The following is an 18,360-nucleotide window of genomic DNA, read 5'->3' as shown; positions in this document are numbered from 1 at the left end:
CATTATAATGCGAATATCATAATGTATTAGTGTTTATATTGTGTGTTTCGTAAAATTTAAATTAACTAACTCTCAATTTTATGAAAAGAATTAATGATTTGTGGAGGAACGCATTTTTTATAATGTTGTTTTTTCTATTCTTGTGTATTCCTAAAGTGTATGCGCAAGAAAATGTTAGCGGTCAAGTTGTAGATGACCTAGGATTACCTTTGCCAGGAGTAAGTGTCGTTGTAGAAGGTACAACAACAGGTGCGGTAGCAGATATTGATGGTAATTACACTGTATCTGCAAAAAATGGAGCTGTTTTGGTTTTTTCCTATATAGGATTTAAAACACTAAAGAAGACGGTAAATAGTTCTACTATTAATGTAAAGTTATTTACAGACACCGAAGCTTTGGAAGAGGTGGTAGTAGTAGGTTACGGTACACAAAAGAAAAAAGAGGTTACTGGAGCTGTTGCTAACCTTAAGGCAGATGAAATTATTAAAACTGCGGTTTCTGATTTAGGTGCAGCAATACAAGGTAAGGTTGCTGGTATAAATGTGCAAGCCGCAAGTGGTAGACCAGGAGAGTCTGCGAATATTCAAATTCGTGGATTAGGTTCTCTTAGTGCAGGTTTGGAGCCTCTTTATGTTGTTGATGGAATTCCTTATGAAGGGAATCCAAATATTGCACCAGAACAAATTGAAAGTATTGATGTTTTAAAGGATGGGGCGTCAACTTCAATTTATGGTAATAGAGCATCTAATGGTGTTATTTTAATTTCTACTAAAAAAGGAAAAGCAGGTAAAGTACAGGTTGATGTTAACTCATATACTGGAGTTCAGAATATTACTTCAGGTACTCCATTAATGAATACGGTAGAGCAGTTGTATGCCTTAGAGGTAGTAACAGAGCAATTAGGAAATCAACCGCAAACATTTTTCTTTAATCCAAATGCTTTAGATTTTGATACGGAATTTGTTCCTGATGTTCAAAATAATAATGCAATAATTCAAAACCATGGGATTAATATTTCTGGAGGGGTTGAGAATTTAACTTTAAACTTTAATACTAATTACTTTAAACAAGAAGGGGTATTAATAAATTCCGGTTTTAATAGATTGTCTAATAGACTTACAGGGCAGTTTACAAAAGGTAAGTTTAAGGCATTTGCTTCGGTAGGTTATACTGTTGAGAATAGAGACCAAGAGCCATTTGCATTATATGAATATAGTATTGGGCAAGCTCCTTGGGCAAGACCATTTAATGAAATTCCTAGTGCGGGAGAAAATAGTTTTTTGCTAGACGAGAGCGTAGATAATGATATTTTTTACAGCTTTATATCTCGTACTTTAAATAATATAGATGAAAGAGAAACTAAAAGAACAAATTTAGCTCTTAAGTTAGATTATGAAATTGCAGATGGTTTAACATACAGTATAAATCTTGGTAGAAATGATTCAAAATATTTCAGAAAATTCTTTAGACCTCAATATTTGGCTATCCGAGGTGATGGAACTTTAAATGAAACTGCATCAGTACCTCAAGCATTATTAGATGAAACTCATAATACTACAGAAAGAAGTACAATAGAAAATGTTCTTAATTATTCTATTGCGTTAAATAAGCATAAGCTAAATTTTACAGGAGTACTATCATACGAAGAGTTTAATCGTGAAGATGTAAGAGTAGGGGTTGTTTTTAGTGATAACTCAAGTAATAGTTTGCAAACTTTAGGTTCTGGAGCAGAAGGAATTAAACCTGCTACATATAATGAAACAAGTACTCTTTCTGGTAAATTGGCAAGAATCCAATATAACTATGATGATAAATATTTATTATCGGCCAGTTATAGAAGAGATGGTTCATCAAAATTCTCTAAAGCAAATAGGTATGGAGACTTTTTTGGTTTTTCTGCAGGATGGAACATTCATCAAGAAAATTGGTTTAATATTCCAGCGGTTAGTAATTTAAAGTTAAGAGCAAGTTGGGCTGAAGTTGGAAACAATAGAATTCCTTCTTATTTATTTACACCTCTTATTGAGGCAGGTGCTAATTATCCATTTGGAACAGATGAAGATTTATTATTTGGACAAACGCAAAGACGTTATGTAGACCCAAATATTAAATGGGAAACTACAATTTCTAAGAATATAGGTTTAGATCTATCCTTATTTAAAGATAAATTAAGCTTGACAGCAGAAGTATATCAAAATGATAAAAAAGATATGTTATTGGGGCAAAGTATTCCTGCTTCAACAGGAACTTCGCAACCAAGAGCTTCAGGTACATATGATCAAATATTTGTGAATGCAGGTAATATGGTTAATGAGGGTATAGAAATATCTATAAATTATAAAGGCCAAATAGGTAATGATTTTAAGTATAGTTTAAACGGAACTTTTACAAAAAACAGAAACGAAGTTTTAGATTTAAATGGAGTAGAAAGAGGGTATGCTAATGGTAGACCACTTATTTCTCGTGGTCCTAATACAGAATTCACCACTTTCTTAGCAGAAGGTTATGAGGCGGGAGCATTTTTCTTATATCAAGAAGATGGTGTTATTAAAACCCAAGAAGAACTAGATGAATACACGCAATTAGATTTAAGGAGTGTTAGTACTCCTCAGTTGGGAGATATAAGGTATAAAGATGTAAACAATGATGATATTATTGATGAGAATGATAGAGCATACTCGGGTTCTGGTCAGCCAGAATTTGAAGCTGGACTAGGATTAGATATGAATTATAAAGGTTTTGATTTTGGTATTCAAAGTTACCTATCATATGGAGCAGAAGTATTTAATGGAGCAAAATTATATGCTTATAGCGGAGGAAGACACAAAGATTTAGTAAACATGTGGAGTCCACAAAACCCAACTTCTGATATTCCTACTTTCAGACAAAATTCATTTCATTCTAATGTAAGAGCCGGTTCTAACTTGTTTTTAGAAGATGGTACTTACTTAAGAATACGATCACTTACTGTTGGGTATACTATTCCTGATTTAGAAAAAAGTGGTATTAAAAAGGCGAGAATTTATGTAACATCTGTGAACCCTTTTACATTTACTAATTACGATGGTTATGATCCAGAAGTTGGTGGAGATGGGCTATTTTTCCGTGGCGTGGATCGCGGTAATTATCCTGTTAGCCGTCAATTTATGTTAGGTGCTCAATTAAGTTTTTAAAAAATAAAAAAATTATCAACTATGAAATTATTACAAAATAAAATTTCAATAGCAATCTGCGTATGTTCTCTATTTTTTATAGGATGTAACGAAGATAGTTTTTTGGAAGAAATTAACCCCAATGCCATAACAACAGAGACCTTTTGGGAGTCTGAGAAGCAATTTAATAGTGCTTTAACTACGGTGTATTCTGCATTACAATTTCAAAGCGTTAGTGGCGGATTGCTACAACACGAGTTTGTAATGGGAGATATTGCAGGAACAGAATCTTGGTATAGACCTAATGCTTTTAGAAATTTAACTTATAATGCAAGTTTATATCATGTAACAGATAAGTGGAATGAACTTTACATAGGTATTTTTAGAGCCAATCAAGTAATTCAATTTATTCAAGAAGCAGAAAATGATATATTTCTTGGAAATTCTAAAGTAGAAATTGAAGCGCAAGCACGTTTTTTAAGAGCTTTCTTTTATTTTCAATTAGCACATACTTACGGCGGAGGTATGATACATGATAAAGTAGCAGAAACTGCTGAAGATCGTTCAAAGCCATTTTCTACAATAGCAGAGATTAATGAAGCAATTATAATTCCAGATTTAGTATTTGCTAAGAATAATTTGCCACAGACCTGGGATGGATCAGATGTAGGTAGGGCTACATGGGGAGCTGCTACTTCTCTTCTTGGAAAAGTTTACTTATATGATAAAGACTTCCCAGCAGCAAGAGATTTATTTAAAGAAGTTATAGATTCTAATGTATACAGTTTAACAGCTAATATTGAAGATAATTTTCAACATGAAAACGAATTTAATTCAGAATCTATTTTTGAAGTAAATTATTCTTTTGATATAGCTCCTGGAGTACCTGGTGCTGCGGTTGATGATAATGTAAATGAATCTGGTGCAGAGTCTAGTACTTTGGCAACTGCAGTTGGTCAATTAAACTATGGAGCCTTTAATACTGTTTTGGCATCCTATAATTTACATGAAATGTTAGTGTACGATGAAGTAGATACTACAAACCCTATTAATGATGGTAATGTTGAATCTAGAAGAATGAACTCTACAATTGCTGTTAGAGGTATGGAAGGACAGTATTATGGCTTTGAATCTGATGAAGTAAAAGGCTTTGGATTTGGACAAAGTGCCTATGTGAAAAAGCATTCAAATTGGTACCATTTATCTGCAGAACCAGCGCAAAGCAGATCTGGTATAAACTTTAGACATATTAGATATGCTGATGTTTTACTAATGTATGCAGAAACACTTATTGAAGCAAATGGAGATTTTGCTACCGCCATAGAATATATAGATATGATAAGAAGTAGAGCGGGAGTAATAACATTGCAACAATATATGGATGATAATGGAGGAACATTTCCTCAATTACATGTAAGTACGCAAGTACATGGGGCGCAACCCATGGTTACTGCTAGTGCAGAAACAGTATTAACACACTTACAACGTGTAGAAAGAGCTGTGGAGTTGTGTTTTGAAGGACATAGATGGAAAGATTTAGTACGTTGGGGTATTGTAAAAGAAGTGTTTGATGAATTAAATGCAGATGAAGTTTGGCGTTTGGCAAATACGGATGAGGTATATAATGCTCCTCCATTAAATATTCCAGGTAGAATTAGACCAGACTTTGTACTGTCTTCAGCTAATTATGATCCAGCTAAGCATAATTATTTCCCTGTTCCTTCTCAGGAATTGCAAACAAATGATAATTTATAATTAAATATTATGAAAAACATAAAAAAAATAATGTTAGTTTTCATAGCAACCATATCATTTATGGCCTGTGATGAAGAAAACGATATAGAAATAGTAGAGGCTAACCATAGAGTTATTGTTACTTCTGAAGCCAGTGTTGAAAATACTATTAATGTTGGTGGTCATATAGATTTTGGTGATATTTCTAGAGGAATAGAATCTAGAACATGGACTTTTCCTGAAGGGGCAACTATAGTTGGTGAAAAAGGAAATACTAGTAGTAAAGATGTGATAAAAGGATTTTTTAGCATTCCTGGGGAGCATAATGTAACACTTAATCAAGTGTTTAAAGGAAATGTTTATCCAAATGAAGATAGTACCACTCCTATTGAAGGAAAAGTGCTAGATACTACTATAGTTGTTACAGTTTTGGGACCTATTTCATCTGTTCTTAAAGCACATTATTTAAATGATGATGGAAGTGTTGGGGCTGAGTTAAATATGTCTGATAATGCTGAAAATGTACTTACGGCAAGTAAATACATCCAACTAACATATGAATCTCAAGGAGAGCCAAGTAATTTTGTTTGGAATTTAGATGGAGGGAAACCTAACCAGATAACTAATCCAGGTGGAGCAGCAGATGTAAGATATAATAAAGTTGGATCTTGGGATTTGCAATTTATTGCTTCAAGAGCAAGACCAGGAGGTGCAGATACTGTTAACATTAAAAAGTTTATTAAAGTAATTCCTTCTACAGAACCAGTAGTGGTAGATAAAGTAACAAACAAAGAGGTTAACATAGCTATAGAATACAGCAGAGAAATGGATGAAAGTTCTTTAAATAAAAATGATTTTGCAGTAACAATAGAAACTACTGCAGGGGCTGTTCTTAATCCTGCAATCTCTAAAGTTTCTGTAGATGCTGTAGATGGTAATATTGTTATTTTAGAATTGGATGGAGAAACAATTTATAATGATGATATTATAAAAGTCTCTTATACACCAGGGGCGTTAACTACTTTAGATGGTGTTGCTGCAGATGCTTTAACAGATGCGGAATTAGTATTTGCGCAAGGAGAAAATATTTTAAAGAATACTTCTGTAGATTATAGTTTTGAAACTTCAACAGCTGCCAATTGGCCGTATTTATGGTGGGGAGGCCAATGGGGAGAATATGATTTTGCAATTTCTGGAGATCAAGCTCAAGATGGTAGTAGTAGTGCTTATTTAGAGTTTAGACCAAATGGAGGAATGATTATTGGTCATAGAGATGCCGCAGGAAATGACCTTACTTTCCCTGTAGAATCTGGAGAGAGATATGAAATGGGTGTATGGGTATATGTTACAGATTTAGGAGAAATTAATGGAGGAGAAACTCCTGATCTTAGATTTTACTGGGCACCAGGAACGGACTGGGGAATAGCACCTAATCCAGCTCTTACTGATGATTTTGTAATAGGGGAATGGGTATATAGTTCTACCATAGTACAGTTTGCAGAATCTGGTGAAGTAAACTATATGATTCGTGGAATAAATAATGGTAATTCTTTACCTGTAAAATTATATATGGATAATATCTCGGTTGTAAAGCTTACAACTAGACCATAAAAAAAGTAGTTGAGTTAGTAGTTTTAAATTAAGTAAGTTGAGCCCTTAAATGAGTTGAGTCATTTAAGGGCTTTTTTTATTCTATACTTATTTAGGTAACTTTTTGTTTAAAGAAAGGTATTAAATAGATGCAATAAAGTTTTCTAAATTGGTACTTCTTGGTAATCCCATTTTTTTGCGTAACCTATATCTTGTAGTATGTACAGATTCCACAGAAATACCTAACAAGCGAGCCATATCCTTACTGGAGAAATTTAGTTTAATAAGAGCACATATTTTTTGGTCTCCTTGACTTAGTTTAGGAAATTGGGAAGTTAGTGTTTTGTAAAATTTTTCATTTACTGCCGTAAACCTTAGTTTAAATTCTTCCCAACTTTGGTCATTACTAATAGAAATAGACTTAATAACTTTATTTATTTCGGTAGTATTGGTATTATTTTTACTCTCTTTTAGATTGTTTTTTAATTGCCTTAAAAATTCATCTTTTTCAACAAGTTGAAGAGCAGAAGCTGCTAATTCTTTGTTTTTTAACTCTAGTAATTCTTTAGCTTTTTGTATTTCTAACCTTTTGTTTTTTCTAATTAATGATTTTTCTGCTTTGTGTTCAATTCTGAGTTGTTTTACATAAATTAAACCTATAAGAATACCAAAAATTAAGGATCCTAATAAGATAATTCTTTGTAATAAAGATATTTTGTCCTCTTGTTCTAGTTGTGCTAGGCGTTGTTTTTGAATTACTTTCTCTTGTCTTTCCTTTTCTATCCTGTATTCATCTCTTATGCCTAAAAAGGATTTGTTTTTTTCACTTCTACTATCAAAAAATAAGGCGTCTAAATTCTTTGCATTTTTTAAATGAACATAAGATTTTTTATAATTTCCATGTTCTAAATAAAAATCCGACAACCTTTCATGAATAAGGACAGTAAAGTCTTTATGACTATTATAGCTTTTAGATATATCTAAAGCTTTGTGATACATTTTTTCGCAATTTTTAACCAGATTCATTGCTTTAAAAGTATCTCCCCAATAGGTGTATACTAAAACCAAATAAGAAGGCCTATTTTTTATAAACCAAGGTTCAATTTCATTAAACAAAGCCAATGCTTCATTAAGCTTGTTTTCTTTTAACAAAATAAAAGCTTCTTCAAACTTTAAATACGTAATATCAATAGGAGAATTTAATGGGTTTGCGTAAAGTAGGCAACTGTCTAAGTATTTTCTTCCTAGAACATGTTGGTTAGTTTCTCTATGTGTAGCAACAATAGTGTAGTAGTTATAAGTTAATTCACTTTTGTCTATTGCCTTTTTTTGTACTAAATCTTTTTTTAGGTTTAATGACGTGTTTAAATACTGAAAAGCCTTTTCTTTTCTCTTAAAATAACTATGTACACGACCTAAATAACCGTAAATGGTAGCTGTTAATTTAGGATTGTTTAAATTTTCAGAAAGGAATAAAGCCTGCCATAGGTCATCATACGTTTTAGAATAATCTAATAATTGACCATCAATATTTGGCATTTCTAAAAGAGCGTTTACCGCTCTTAAAGTGTCTCCTTTAATTAAGGATTCTTTATATACTTTTTCTAATAAGTATAGTGTGCTATCTGGATTATGGTATCTAATTTCAATGGCTCTATTAAATGCTTTTAATGTACTGTCTTCCTCTTGGGAATAGCTTTGCGAAAATGTAGCTATACATAGAAGTACGAGTAGTAAATTGGCAGCAATTTTTTTTGAAAACATATCTTATTTTTTTATTCGATACATTTCATGATAATCGTTATTATTAATTATCATCAAGGTTTCATTGTTTAACATAATAACAGACCTTACATCTTTATTGGCATAAAAACCAGATTCTGTATTATTAATATATTTAAAACTCCCGTTTGTAGCTCCTTTTAAATAAGTGCCTACACCAGCATCTGATCTAGTTGTTTCTACTTCGGACATATAATTGTTTCCTGCTAGTAATAAATCTTTTAGACCATCTTTATCAAAATCATGATAAATAATACTGTTTATAGGAGATTGTTGTGCTACATTAGCAAAAGGCTCAAAAGAAAAACCATTACTGCCATTATTAATAAAAATACCAGATTTAAATTCTGTTGCTTGGTAGTGTAAGGCAGATTCTATGCGTTTGCCAACAATGTCCTTTACATCTTTGTTTGCAAAATCCGTATAGGATGGAATTTTCCTAGCGAGGTGAGGCAATTGTTGCGTCATACAGCCTTTACCACGTATAGGAACCTCTCTTCCATTATAGTTTTTTGCCAATACAATGTCTTCTGTACCATTAAAATCAAAATCTGTTGTATATATATGAAAAGGTTTTTCTGCAGATGCATGGAATTTATAATTAAGCCCTAAGTTTCCTGCAATAATATCTTTGTCTCCATCATTATCAATGTCTTCTACAAATATCTTGTTCCACCATCCTACGCTATTATGGAGTGTAGCATAGTCTTTGGTTTTTGTAAGTTTGTTGTTTTTGTTAATGAAGATTTCTATTCCCATCCATTCTCCTGTAACTACTAAATCTATTTTATTGTCGTTATTTATATCTACCCATTGTGCGCTGGTTACCATGCCAATTTTTTCTAATTCTGGGCTAATTTCTTTAATGTAGTTTTTAAATACCCCATTTTCATTAATAAGTAAATAGCTATTTGGGGCATATGGGTATTCTCCAGGGACAACTCTACCGCCAATAAATAAATCTATATCCCCATCTTTATCATAATCCGACGCAGTTACAATAGATCCCGAACTTTGTATTTTAGGTAGTGAACCTAAATCTCGTTTAAAATTACCACCTCCAGTATTTATATATAAACGATCTTGGAGTAGGGTAGGCGATCTAAAAAATTCATAACTGCCGCTTACCACATATAAATCTTCATCACCATCATTATCTGCATCAAAAAATATGGCGCTTTGGTCTTCGTAACCTTTATCTTTATCAAAATCAGGAATATTTTTTTTGGTAAATTTAGAATTAGGTCTTCCAAATAAAAGTTGTGCTGGTTGTCCTTTTCCACCGCCTATAAAAATATCGTCATATCCATCTTTATTTAAATCTGTTTTAGCAACAGAAGGACCAGTTTGCGAAAGTTTGTGTGGTAAAAGTACTTGTAAATCATAATCATTAAAATAAGGATCCTTATGCTCTATATTTGTTTCTACAGCATTAAAAATGGTTTTTTTAGGTATCTCTTTTTCTTCTTTTTCTATAGCAAAAGCATAATTTAGTAATAAGGATTGATTTGCTTTTACATCATTTAAAATTTGAGTTTTACCATCGGGCCAAATAACTTCAAGTTTCTGAACAGACATATTTTTATTTATTCCAAAATGAAGTGTTGTAGGGGTAGAAGAAAGAAACCCTCTAGAATTAGTAACCTGTCTTGTTTGTATAGAACCGTCTTTAAAATATAAATTAACTTTTGTGTCTACCCCAAAAAAGTTTTTTTCAGGACCAGCCAAGTCAATCTTTAAAAAATAGATTCTTTTTTGTTCTATAGTAGTATTTCTTAAAAAAGTAACTTCTTCATTAATGTTATTTACAACAATATCTAAATCGCCATCATTATCAAAGTCGGCATAGGTAGCTCCGTTAGAAAATGTAGGTTTGGTATTAGACCAATCTTCCGTAGCATCTGTAAAAGTTCTATCTCCGTTGTTTTTAAATATATAATTTGATAGCTTTTGTTGTGGCAACATTTTGGCAAATTTTAAAAAATCTTCTTTTGTTGGCTTTCTTTTATTTGCTCTTAAAATTTCTAGAATTTCATTGTTTTTATCACGATCTATAACGTCTCTATAAACACCATTTGTAATATAAATATCATTAAAACCATCTAAATCAAAATCTGCAGAAAGTAAAGACCAACTCCAATCTGTATTAGCAATACCTGCCATTTTACTAATTTCACTAAAAGTTCCATTACCATTATTTAATTGTAACATATTGTGCATGTACTGGTAATGGTACCCTTTTTTAACCATATCTTCAAAACTAGAAATAGAAGTCATTCCCATAGTTGTTTTGGATCTTATATAGTCTTCGGGGTTCATGTCTAAAGTCATTAAATCTAAAAAACCATCATTATTAATATCTACTAAATCACTACCCATACTATTAAAAGACATGTGTTTTAATAATTTATCTCTAGACTCTGTAAAAGTTCCATTTCCATTATTAATATATGCTAAGTCAGGGTAATTAAAATCATTACAAACGTATATGTCTTGAAAGCCATCATTATTTAAATCTCCAATAATTGGGTTTAGTCCAAAGCCAATATCATTTAATAAACCAGCTTTTTTGGAGATGTCTTTAAAATTACCACTGCCATCATTTTCATATAGCCTATCGCTTCCTTTTAGATTTAATGTTTTTGGGTCTGCATGAATTTTGTCTAAATTGGTTATTTGTGCTTTACCAGATATATCAGGACTATTAGAAACATAAGCATCTAAGTCATTATCATTATCAAAATCAAAAAAGGTGGTTTGTATGGTTCGGTTTGCATCGTCAAGTCCATGCTTTTTTGCGCTTTCTGTAAAAGTTAAATCGCCATTATTTATATAAAGTAGATTGGCAAATTTATTCTCATCATCTTTCCAACCTCCTCTAGATACATATATATCTAAAAAACCATCTTGGTTAACATCGGCCATAGTAACACCAGTGTTAAATCCGTTATTAAATGTAATGCCAGCTTCTTCTGTAATATCTTTGAAAAATAAACCTCCTTGATTAAGATATAATTTATCTTCTGAAGAATTGGAAGTAAAATATAAATCTACATAACCATCATCATTAATATCGCCTGCAGCTACACCTCCTCCAATGTAGGTGTATAAATATTGGTAATAGTTAGATTCTAAGGTTTCTTCTAAGGTATTTGTAAATGTGATGCCAGATTTATTACTTGGCACAGTTTCAAATACTTTAATTTTTTTAGCAGTTTCTTTTTTAACCACTTTTTTATCTTTTTTGCAGGAACTACTAGTAATAGTTAATAGAGCAATAAAGAAGTAAGTTATTCTAAGTTTAGAAAGAAGATTGTAAAAATTCATTGAGGTGGAGTTTATAAACTAAAAATACAAAGAAAAATATTGTAGTTGAATGTAGTGGTAAAATTGTTTTTTAAAGTATATAAAAATAACACAGCGATAAGGTTATAGTGTTTCCTTACCGCTGTGAATTTTAAAAAATATAAAACTAACTTAATACAACATTTAGTTTGCTAGATTTGGTAACCTATCTATTTCAGATTGTGGGATAGGTGCAAAATAATTACTCTGATCTAATGTCCCTAAAATAGGGTTAGAAGGTTCTGTTAATGGAGTAGGGGTTGGGTTTCCATCATTATCAAACATAGTTCCTATAGTAGTTTGTGGGTCTCTTGATGTGCCACCTAATGCAGCTTCCACTTGTTCTTTACGTACTAAATCGTTATATCTTAAATATTCTCCAGCAAGTTCCCATTTACGTTCCTGGTATGCTAGGTCTTGTATGGTTCCGTCCGCTGCGCTAACGTCTGTAAGACCAGCTCTTCTTCTTACCATATTTAGGGCTTCCCACGCATCTGCTCCGGCTGTGCCAGCTTCCCCTGAAGCCTCCGCATAAATTAATAATAATTCTGCATAACGCATATAATAATCATTACGGTCACTCTGGAACCCATTCCATGTACCTTCTTCAAAAGGTCCTACAATTTTTCTAAAAACTGGGTTTTGTTGATCTTTAAATTCTGTCCATGGTAAAAAAGAATCTGCGTTTGCTACATCTGATGTCATATTTCCATCTGCATCTAAAGGCATTTCATCATGATAGGTTGCATCTTTTCTAGGGCCTTCTGGGAAATCTTCATAAAAACGAATTTCAGCAAATGTTTCTTGCCATCCGTTTGTAGGTGCTCCACCAGGTAATCCTAATTTTCCATGTTTACGGTTAGGTAGTCCGCATGAAGCACAATATGCAATTGTAAATAAAGATTCTATGTTTTCTCTTCCAGCAACAGTATATAAACTAGCCATATCATCTACCAAACCAAAACCATGAGATCCTGCATTGTCCATAACTTGTTTCGCACTAGAAGCTGCTTGCGCGTATTTACTGTTGTCTTTTACAGGGTATCCTGCCCAATCTAAATATAATCTAGCGAGAATAGCTCTAGCAGAACCTTTGTTTGGTCTTGTTGCGCCAACATTAGAAGAGGTTGGTAGTAATGATTCTGCCATTAACATATCGCTTTCAATTTGTGCATAAACTTCTTCCTGTGTAGCTAAGCCAATTTCGGTGTCTACTTCTATAGAAAGTGGTAAAGGAATTCTACCATGTACTCTTGCTAAATGATAAAACATTAACCCTCTTAAAAAATGAGTTTCACCAGTAAGTTGGTCTTGCATAGTATTTTCTGCTAATGCTACTCCTTCCAAGTTTGTTAAAACGGTATTTGCAGCTAACACCATAGAATATACACCTCTCCAATTAGTAATAGTTCTACCATTTGATGGCACTACATTTCTTTGGTCATATTCTCTAAAATCTGCTTTGTTACTAGCTCTATGTGTAGTCATGTCATCTCCAGACCAACCATTTACATAAAAAGTTGTCATCCAAGCGGCTTTATTTAACTGCCCGTAAATACCTGTAACCGCTAAGTCTAATTCATCAATATTAGTATAAGGAACCACTGCTAGTAATGATTCTGTTGGATTTTCTTCTAGGTCAAATTGTTCGCAACTATTGAACGTTAATCCGAATACCATAATGGCAATCAGAAAAAGTCTAGCTTTTAATGATTTATAAAATTTTATTGTTTTCATATTTTATATATAATTTTTTGTTTCTGAAATTAGATTAGAATCCCACTTTTACACCTAAAGAAAGTGTTCTTGGGTTAGGATAAGCACCAATGTTAATACCAGATGCAGCATCCTGGTTTCCTTGATTGTTAGTTCTTCTAGAAGTTGCTTCTGGGTCAAAACCACTATAATCTGTAATTAGGAATAAATTTTGTCCGCTAGCATAGATTTTAAGGCTTGTATTTTCTAGACCTGCTACATCTGTAAGCGTGTACCCTATAGATAAATTACTTAATCTTATAAAATCTCCTTTTTCTACATAACGAGAAGAACCATATAATTGAGCAGTTGCAGGAATGTCTGTTTCATTAGTTGGAGTCCAAGCATTTACATGATCAGATGCTAAGAAACTTCTAGAATCACCTGCGCCACCAGTAATACCACCTTGCATAACATTATAAACATCAAAGCCATGAACACCTTGTAAAAAAACATTTAAATCCCAAGCTTTATAGTTTAAAGAGTTATTAAAACCCCATGTTAAATCTGGAGTACCATTCCCTATTGCTCCAAATACTATCTCGTTATTTTCATCTAATAAGTATTTTGCATCTCCAGGTTGCGCAACAGCATTTCCTGCAGAGTTTGTTGGGATATTATCGGTAGATTTCCAAGTACCTAAGAATGTAGCACCAAAAAACTGCCCTAATGGTTGGCCAACTTGAATGCCATTTAAAATATTTCCTTGACCACCTGGAGCAGTAAACCTTCCTGGTATTTCAGTTAAGCCATCATATAAAGATGTAACTTCATTTTTTACATAAGATAAAGAAAAGTTAGAATTCCAATTTAAATTATCAGTTGCTATAATATCATATCCTAATGTTAGGTCAAAACCAACATTTTCTACCTCACCTACATTTCTACTTACTGTAATTTGGGAATTATTACCACCAAATGTATCTGGTAAAGCCACAGGTAGTAAAATGTCTTCTGTTACTTTTTTATATCCTTCTAATGTTATATTTCCGCGGCCTCCTTGAAAACCTAAGTCTATACCAACATTTACTTGCGATGTTGTCTCCCAAGTTAACTCAGGGTTACCAACTCTATTTAGACGAGTTCCAGACTGTGCAGAGCTACCATCAAAAGCGTAACTGTTAAATGCAGGAGTTGTGTACGTATCAAAAGGGCTTACATTTTGGTTACCTACTTGTCCCCATCCTGCTCTAAGTTTTAAACTACTAATACTTTCAGAATCTTCTATTAAATCATTAAGGCTATATGCTAAAGCTACAGAAGGGAAGAACCCCCATCTATTAGTTTCTCTAAAAACCGAAGATGCATCATAACGTCCAGTAGCTGTTAAAAATAAATCATCAGCTAAAATATATTCTGCACGTAACATAAAGGATGACAATTCTCTCGGAGCAAAACTGTTATTAACAGTTTGCCCAGAATTTGGAGCTAGTTCTGCAAAATAAAAAGTTTTATTATCTAGACTTAAATCATTAGCATTATATCCATTTCCAATGAATTTAGAATTGGAGTATTCCTGAACCCCAGTTAACTTAATATCATGAATATCATTAAATTCCTTATTCCAAGTAAATATATTTGTTATCTGATATGATGTTGTTTTATTGTTAAAAAAACTAGTGTGTGGTAATTGATCATCTCCTACTTCCACAGCATATCTTTGACGATTTAAATTTCTTAACTGAGTACCAGCGACTAGGGTATAAGAAAAATTATCTGTAATTTGATAGTTTACATTAAGAGCTGTAGTAAGCCTTTCATTTACATCTCTAATGTCCGTTTCGTTTAATGTTCTTACGGGATTGTCATTTAAAGAAGCAATACCTTTTATAGAACGAAGATTATAATTTCCATCTGCATCAAATACAGGTGTCGCAGGATCCCATGTTAAGGCTTTGTACATGAAGCTTCCCTGTCCATTTCCTAATGCTTGGGCATCATTTTTGAGTTCTCCTCTACTTGCAAAAATATTAAGTCCCACTTTTAATTTATCAGATACTTGAGCGCTAATATTAGATCTTGCAGAAAGTTGTTGAAAACCAGTATTTATTACAATACCTTCTTCATCTCTATAATTCCCTGATAAGAAATAGCTAATATTTCCTTCGGAACCACTTGCAGATATTTGAAGATTCTTACTTACACCTGTTTTTAAAATTTCTCGTTGGTAATTAGTACCTCCATTTGCCGCTAAATTATCAATTTCAGTATCTGAAAAAACTGGACTACCTCCGGTAGCTACTCTTCTTTCATTTTCGATAATTGCAAATTGATCAGGATTGTCTGCTAATGTGGATATAAACTTTGGAGTTTTAGAAAATGTAGTAAAGAAATCTACATTTACCTTTCCTTTTCCAGACCCTCTTTTAGTAGTAATAATAATAACACCATTAGAACCACGTACACCATAAATTGCAGTAGCCGATGCATCTTTTAGAATATCCATTGATGCAATATCATTAGGGTTTAGTGTAGTTAAGTCTCCTCCTTGAATACCATCAATTACAACTAAAGGGCTGTTGTCACCATCAATAGAGTTTACACCACGTATACGTACTTTAATATTTGCGCCAGGTTGGCCATTTGCTTTTGCAACCGTAACCCCAGAAGCTCTACCTTGTAATGCTTCTTCTACCCTAGTAATAGGTTGTGCTTCAAAAGACTCTGTGGTTACCCTTGATACAGCTCCTGTTAAATCACTTTTCTTTGCTGTACCATAACCAATTACTATGACCTCTTCTAATTGACTAGCATCCTCTTCTAATTTAATATTCAAAGTAGTTTTGTTGCCTACAGTAACATTTTGAGTAGCATATCCTAAATAAGAGATAACTAATACATCGGAAGATGAAGCAGAAATTGTAAAGTTACCATCAAAATCTGTTTGGGTTCCATTAGTTGTTCCTTTAATTACAATATTGGCACCTGCAACTGGACCAAGTTCATCAGTCACTGTACCAGTAACGGTTTGTTGTGCATACGATAACTGTATGCCCATGAACATAAGAAATAGCCCAGAAAGGAAACTGTTTCTTAATAGATCATTAAATCTTTTTTTCATAATCATTTGTTTTGAGTTAATAAATTGTTTGAGTATTTAGAATATTACTGTTGGGTAACAGCAATATTCTTTAGTTAATTTGAATTTCTATTTCTACACTTTGTGGATAGTATATAGAGTTAAAAATTCTATTTGTAAATGTAGGATAGAGGCAAATGTTATAGAAATTTATTCCTAGACAATAAATAGACAACTCTTAAAAAAACAAGAAAAATCGCATTATTAAGCTGTTTTTTGTGCAGTATTGATTTTAAATTATTGGTTTTTTTGCCTAAAATTAATTTTGTGGTAGGGAAGAGTTAGTCTTGTAATTTTGAATGTAGTTTATTTGTCTAATTGTATTTTATAAAATAAAAAAGGTTGAGACAATATTGTCTCAACCTTTTTCAATAAAAAACTAACTCTAATTTTAGTTTGCTAGATTAGGATTTCTATCAACTGCATCTGCAGGAATAGGAGCTAAATAATTACTGGTTTCCAAACTCCCAATAATTGGGTTGTGTTCTGGAATTGGACCAGCTACGTCATCTCTAACACCAAGTACTTCCGCAACTTTTTCCCTTCGCACAAGATCAAACCACCGCACATATTCTCCAGCAAATTCCCATTTACGTTCCGTAAATGCTAAATCCGCAATGTCTCCAGTAATAACATCTACACTTGAGTCTGGAGTGTCAAAAGGTAACCCGGCAGCTCTTCTTCTAATTTTATTTAATGCTTCCCAGGAATCTGCTGTAACGTTTCCAGAAAGCCCAGAAGCTTCCGCATAGATTAATAAAATTTCTGCGTAACGCATTAAAAAGTCATTTCTCTCAGTTAAGAAATCACGTGGATTTAAATCACCTATTGGACCAGTAATTTTCTTAAAAACAGGACTTTTTTGAGCATTGAATTGTGTATAGTCTAAATCGGTTCTATAAGTTGCTTCTTTTCTTGCGCCTTCTGGGAAATCTTCAAAAAATTTGATTTCAGCGAAAGTTTCATTCCATCCCCCTAAATCGGCAGGTAAACCTAATCGAGAAAATTTTCTATTGGCCAGACTATTGTCAGGACAACCTTTACAATACGCTATTGTAAAAAGTGATTCTTGGTTAAAACGACCTGCAACTGTCCATAAATCCTCTAAATCATCAACCAAACCAAAACCATAGGTTCCTGCGTTGTCAATTACGTCTTTGGCTGTACTTGCTGCTAGTGCATATTTACTATTGTCTTTAATAGGAAATCCGCCCCAGTCCATATATAAACGTGCTAAAAATGCTTTAGCGGAACCTTTGTTAGGTCTTGGAGCTCCAGGTAAAGTACCTGGATACACTTCAGGTAATCTTTGTTCGGCAGCCAAAAAATCGGATTCAATTTGAGTGTAAACCTCTTCTAAAGAAGACCTTGAAATATCTGGTGGTGGAACTTGTGTTAGTGGCAATGCTATTCTACCGTGAACGCGAGCCAATTGATTAAAAAGGAGGCCTCTTAGAAAATAAGCTTCACCTAATTGAATTTGCAATACATCTTGATTTATACCTTCAGCATCAATTAAGCCTTCAGAGCGTGCTAAAACTCCATTAATTGCATTAACGGCATCGTAAATGGCGTTCCAGTTTCTTAAAAGTCTATTATTTGAAGATTGTACCGCTCTTTGATCAAATTCTCTAAAATCTGCCTTATTAAGTGCTCTATGGGTGGTCATATCATCACCAGCCCAAGCTGGGGCATAAAATGTAGTCATACGAGCAGCTAATGTTACTTGACCATATACTCCTATGATACCTGAATTCATATCATCCAAGCTCAAGTATGATCCTGGTGGTGAGGCGAACTCGGTTAAATCTGGATCTAAATCCGCACAACTTTGAACCATAAAGGTTGTTGCAAATAAAAAGAACAGCGCCAATAGCGGAGTACTTTTTACTATTTTTGTTTTATTTATTGTTTTCATACTTT

8 protein-coding genes are annotated in these 18,360 nt (G+C 33.0%); 3 read left to right on the top strand and 5 right to left on the bottom strand.

Annotated features, from left to right (window positions below):
* Positions 1–80 precede the first annotated feature (80 nt).
* From Q0820_RS02100 to Q0820_RS02090, 3 genes are read left to right on the top strand one after another with little or no spacing between them, the layout of a single operon-like run.
* Complete coding sequence (locus Q0820_RS02100; protein ID WP_298484649.1) at positions 81–3,173, top strand: TonB-dependent receptor; 3,093 nt, start codon at positions 81–83, stop codon at positions 3,171–3,173.
* A gap of 21 nt (positions 3,174–3,194) precedes the next feature.
* Entirely contained in the window at positions 3,195–4,907 is a 1,713-nt protein-coding gene (locus tag Q0820_RS02095) for a RagB/SusD family nutrient uptake outer membrane protein (RefSeq protein WP_298484647.1), read from the top strand.
* Between the two features lie 9 nt (positions 4,908–4,916).
* On the top strand, positions 4,917–6,497 hold the full coding sequence (locus Q0820_RS02090) for a hypothetical protein (protein WP_298484645.1): 1,581 nt from the start codon (positions 4,917–4,919) through the stop codon (positions 6,495–6,497).
* Positions 6,498–6,617: 120 nt separating this feature from the next.
* On the opposite strand, the gene Q0820_RS02085 is transcribed toward Q0820_RS02090, so the two are convergent.
* The 5 genes from Q0820_RS02085 to Q0820_RS02065 all read right to left on the bottom strand — a co-directional run bounded on the left by Q0820_RS02085 (position 6,618) and on the right by Q0820_RS02065 (position 18,355).
* Positions 6,618–8,240, bottom strand: coding sequence for a hypothetical protein (locus Q0820_RS02085; protein WP_298484643.1), 1,623 nt, complete (start codon positions 8,238–8,240; stop codon positions 6,618–6,620).
* A 3-nt stretch (positions 8,241–8,243) separates the two neighbouring features.
* The gene (locus Q0820_RS02080) at positions 8,244–11,585 is read right to left on the bottom strand and encodes a VCBS repeat-containing protein (protein WP_298484639.1); all 3,342 of its coding nucleotides are present in this window, start codon (positions 11,583–11,585) and stop codon (positions 8,244–8,246) included.
* A gap of 162 nt (positions 11,586–11,747) precedes the next feature.
* Positions 11,748–13,340: a RagB/SusD family nutrient uptake outer membrane protein gene (locus tag Q0820_RS02075; RefSeq protein WP_298484637.1), complete on the bottom strand. Its 1,593-nt coding sequence runs from the start codon at positions 13,338–13,340 to the stop codon at positions 11,748–11,750.
* Between the two features lie 34 nt (positions 13,341–13,374).
* The gene (locus tag Q0820_RS02070; protein WP_298484635.1) at positions 13,375–16,419 is read right to left on the bottom strand and encodes a TonB-dependent receptor; all 3,045 of its coding nucleotides are present in this window, start codon (positions 16,417–16,419) and stop codon (positions 13,375–13,377) included.
* Between the two features lie 409 nt (positions 16,420–16,828).
* Entirely contained in the window at positions 16,829–18,355 is a 1,527-nt protein-coding gene (locus Q0820_RS02065; protein WP_298484634.1) for a RagB/SusD family nutrient uptake outer membrane protein, read from the bottom strand.
* Between the last annotated feature and the right edge of the window lie 5 nt (positions 18,356–18,360).

The sequence above is a fragment of the uncultured Maribacter sp. genome (assembly GCF_947495965.1).
Lineage (GTDB): Bacteria > Bacteroidota > Bacteroidia > Flavobacteriales > Flavobacteriaceae > Maribacter_B.
The sequence above is the reverse complement of the archived record's forward strand: the minus strand, read 5'-3'. Positions and strand labels throughout refer to the sequence as shown.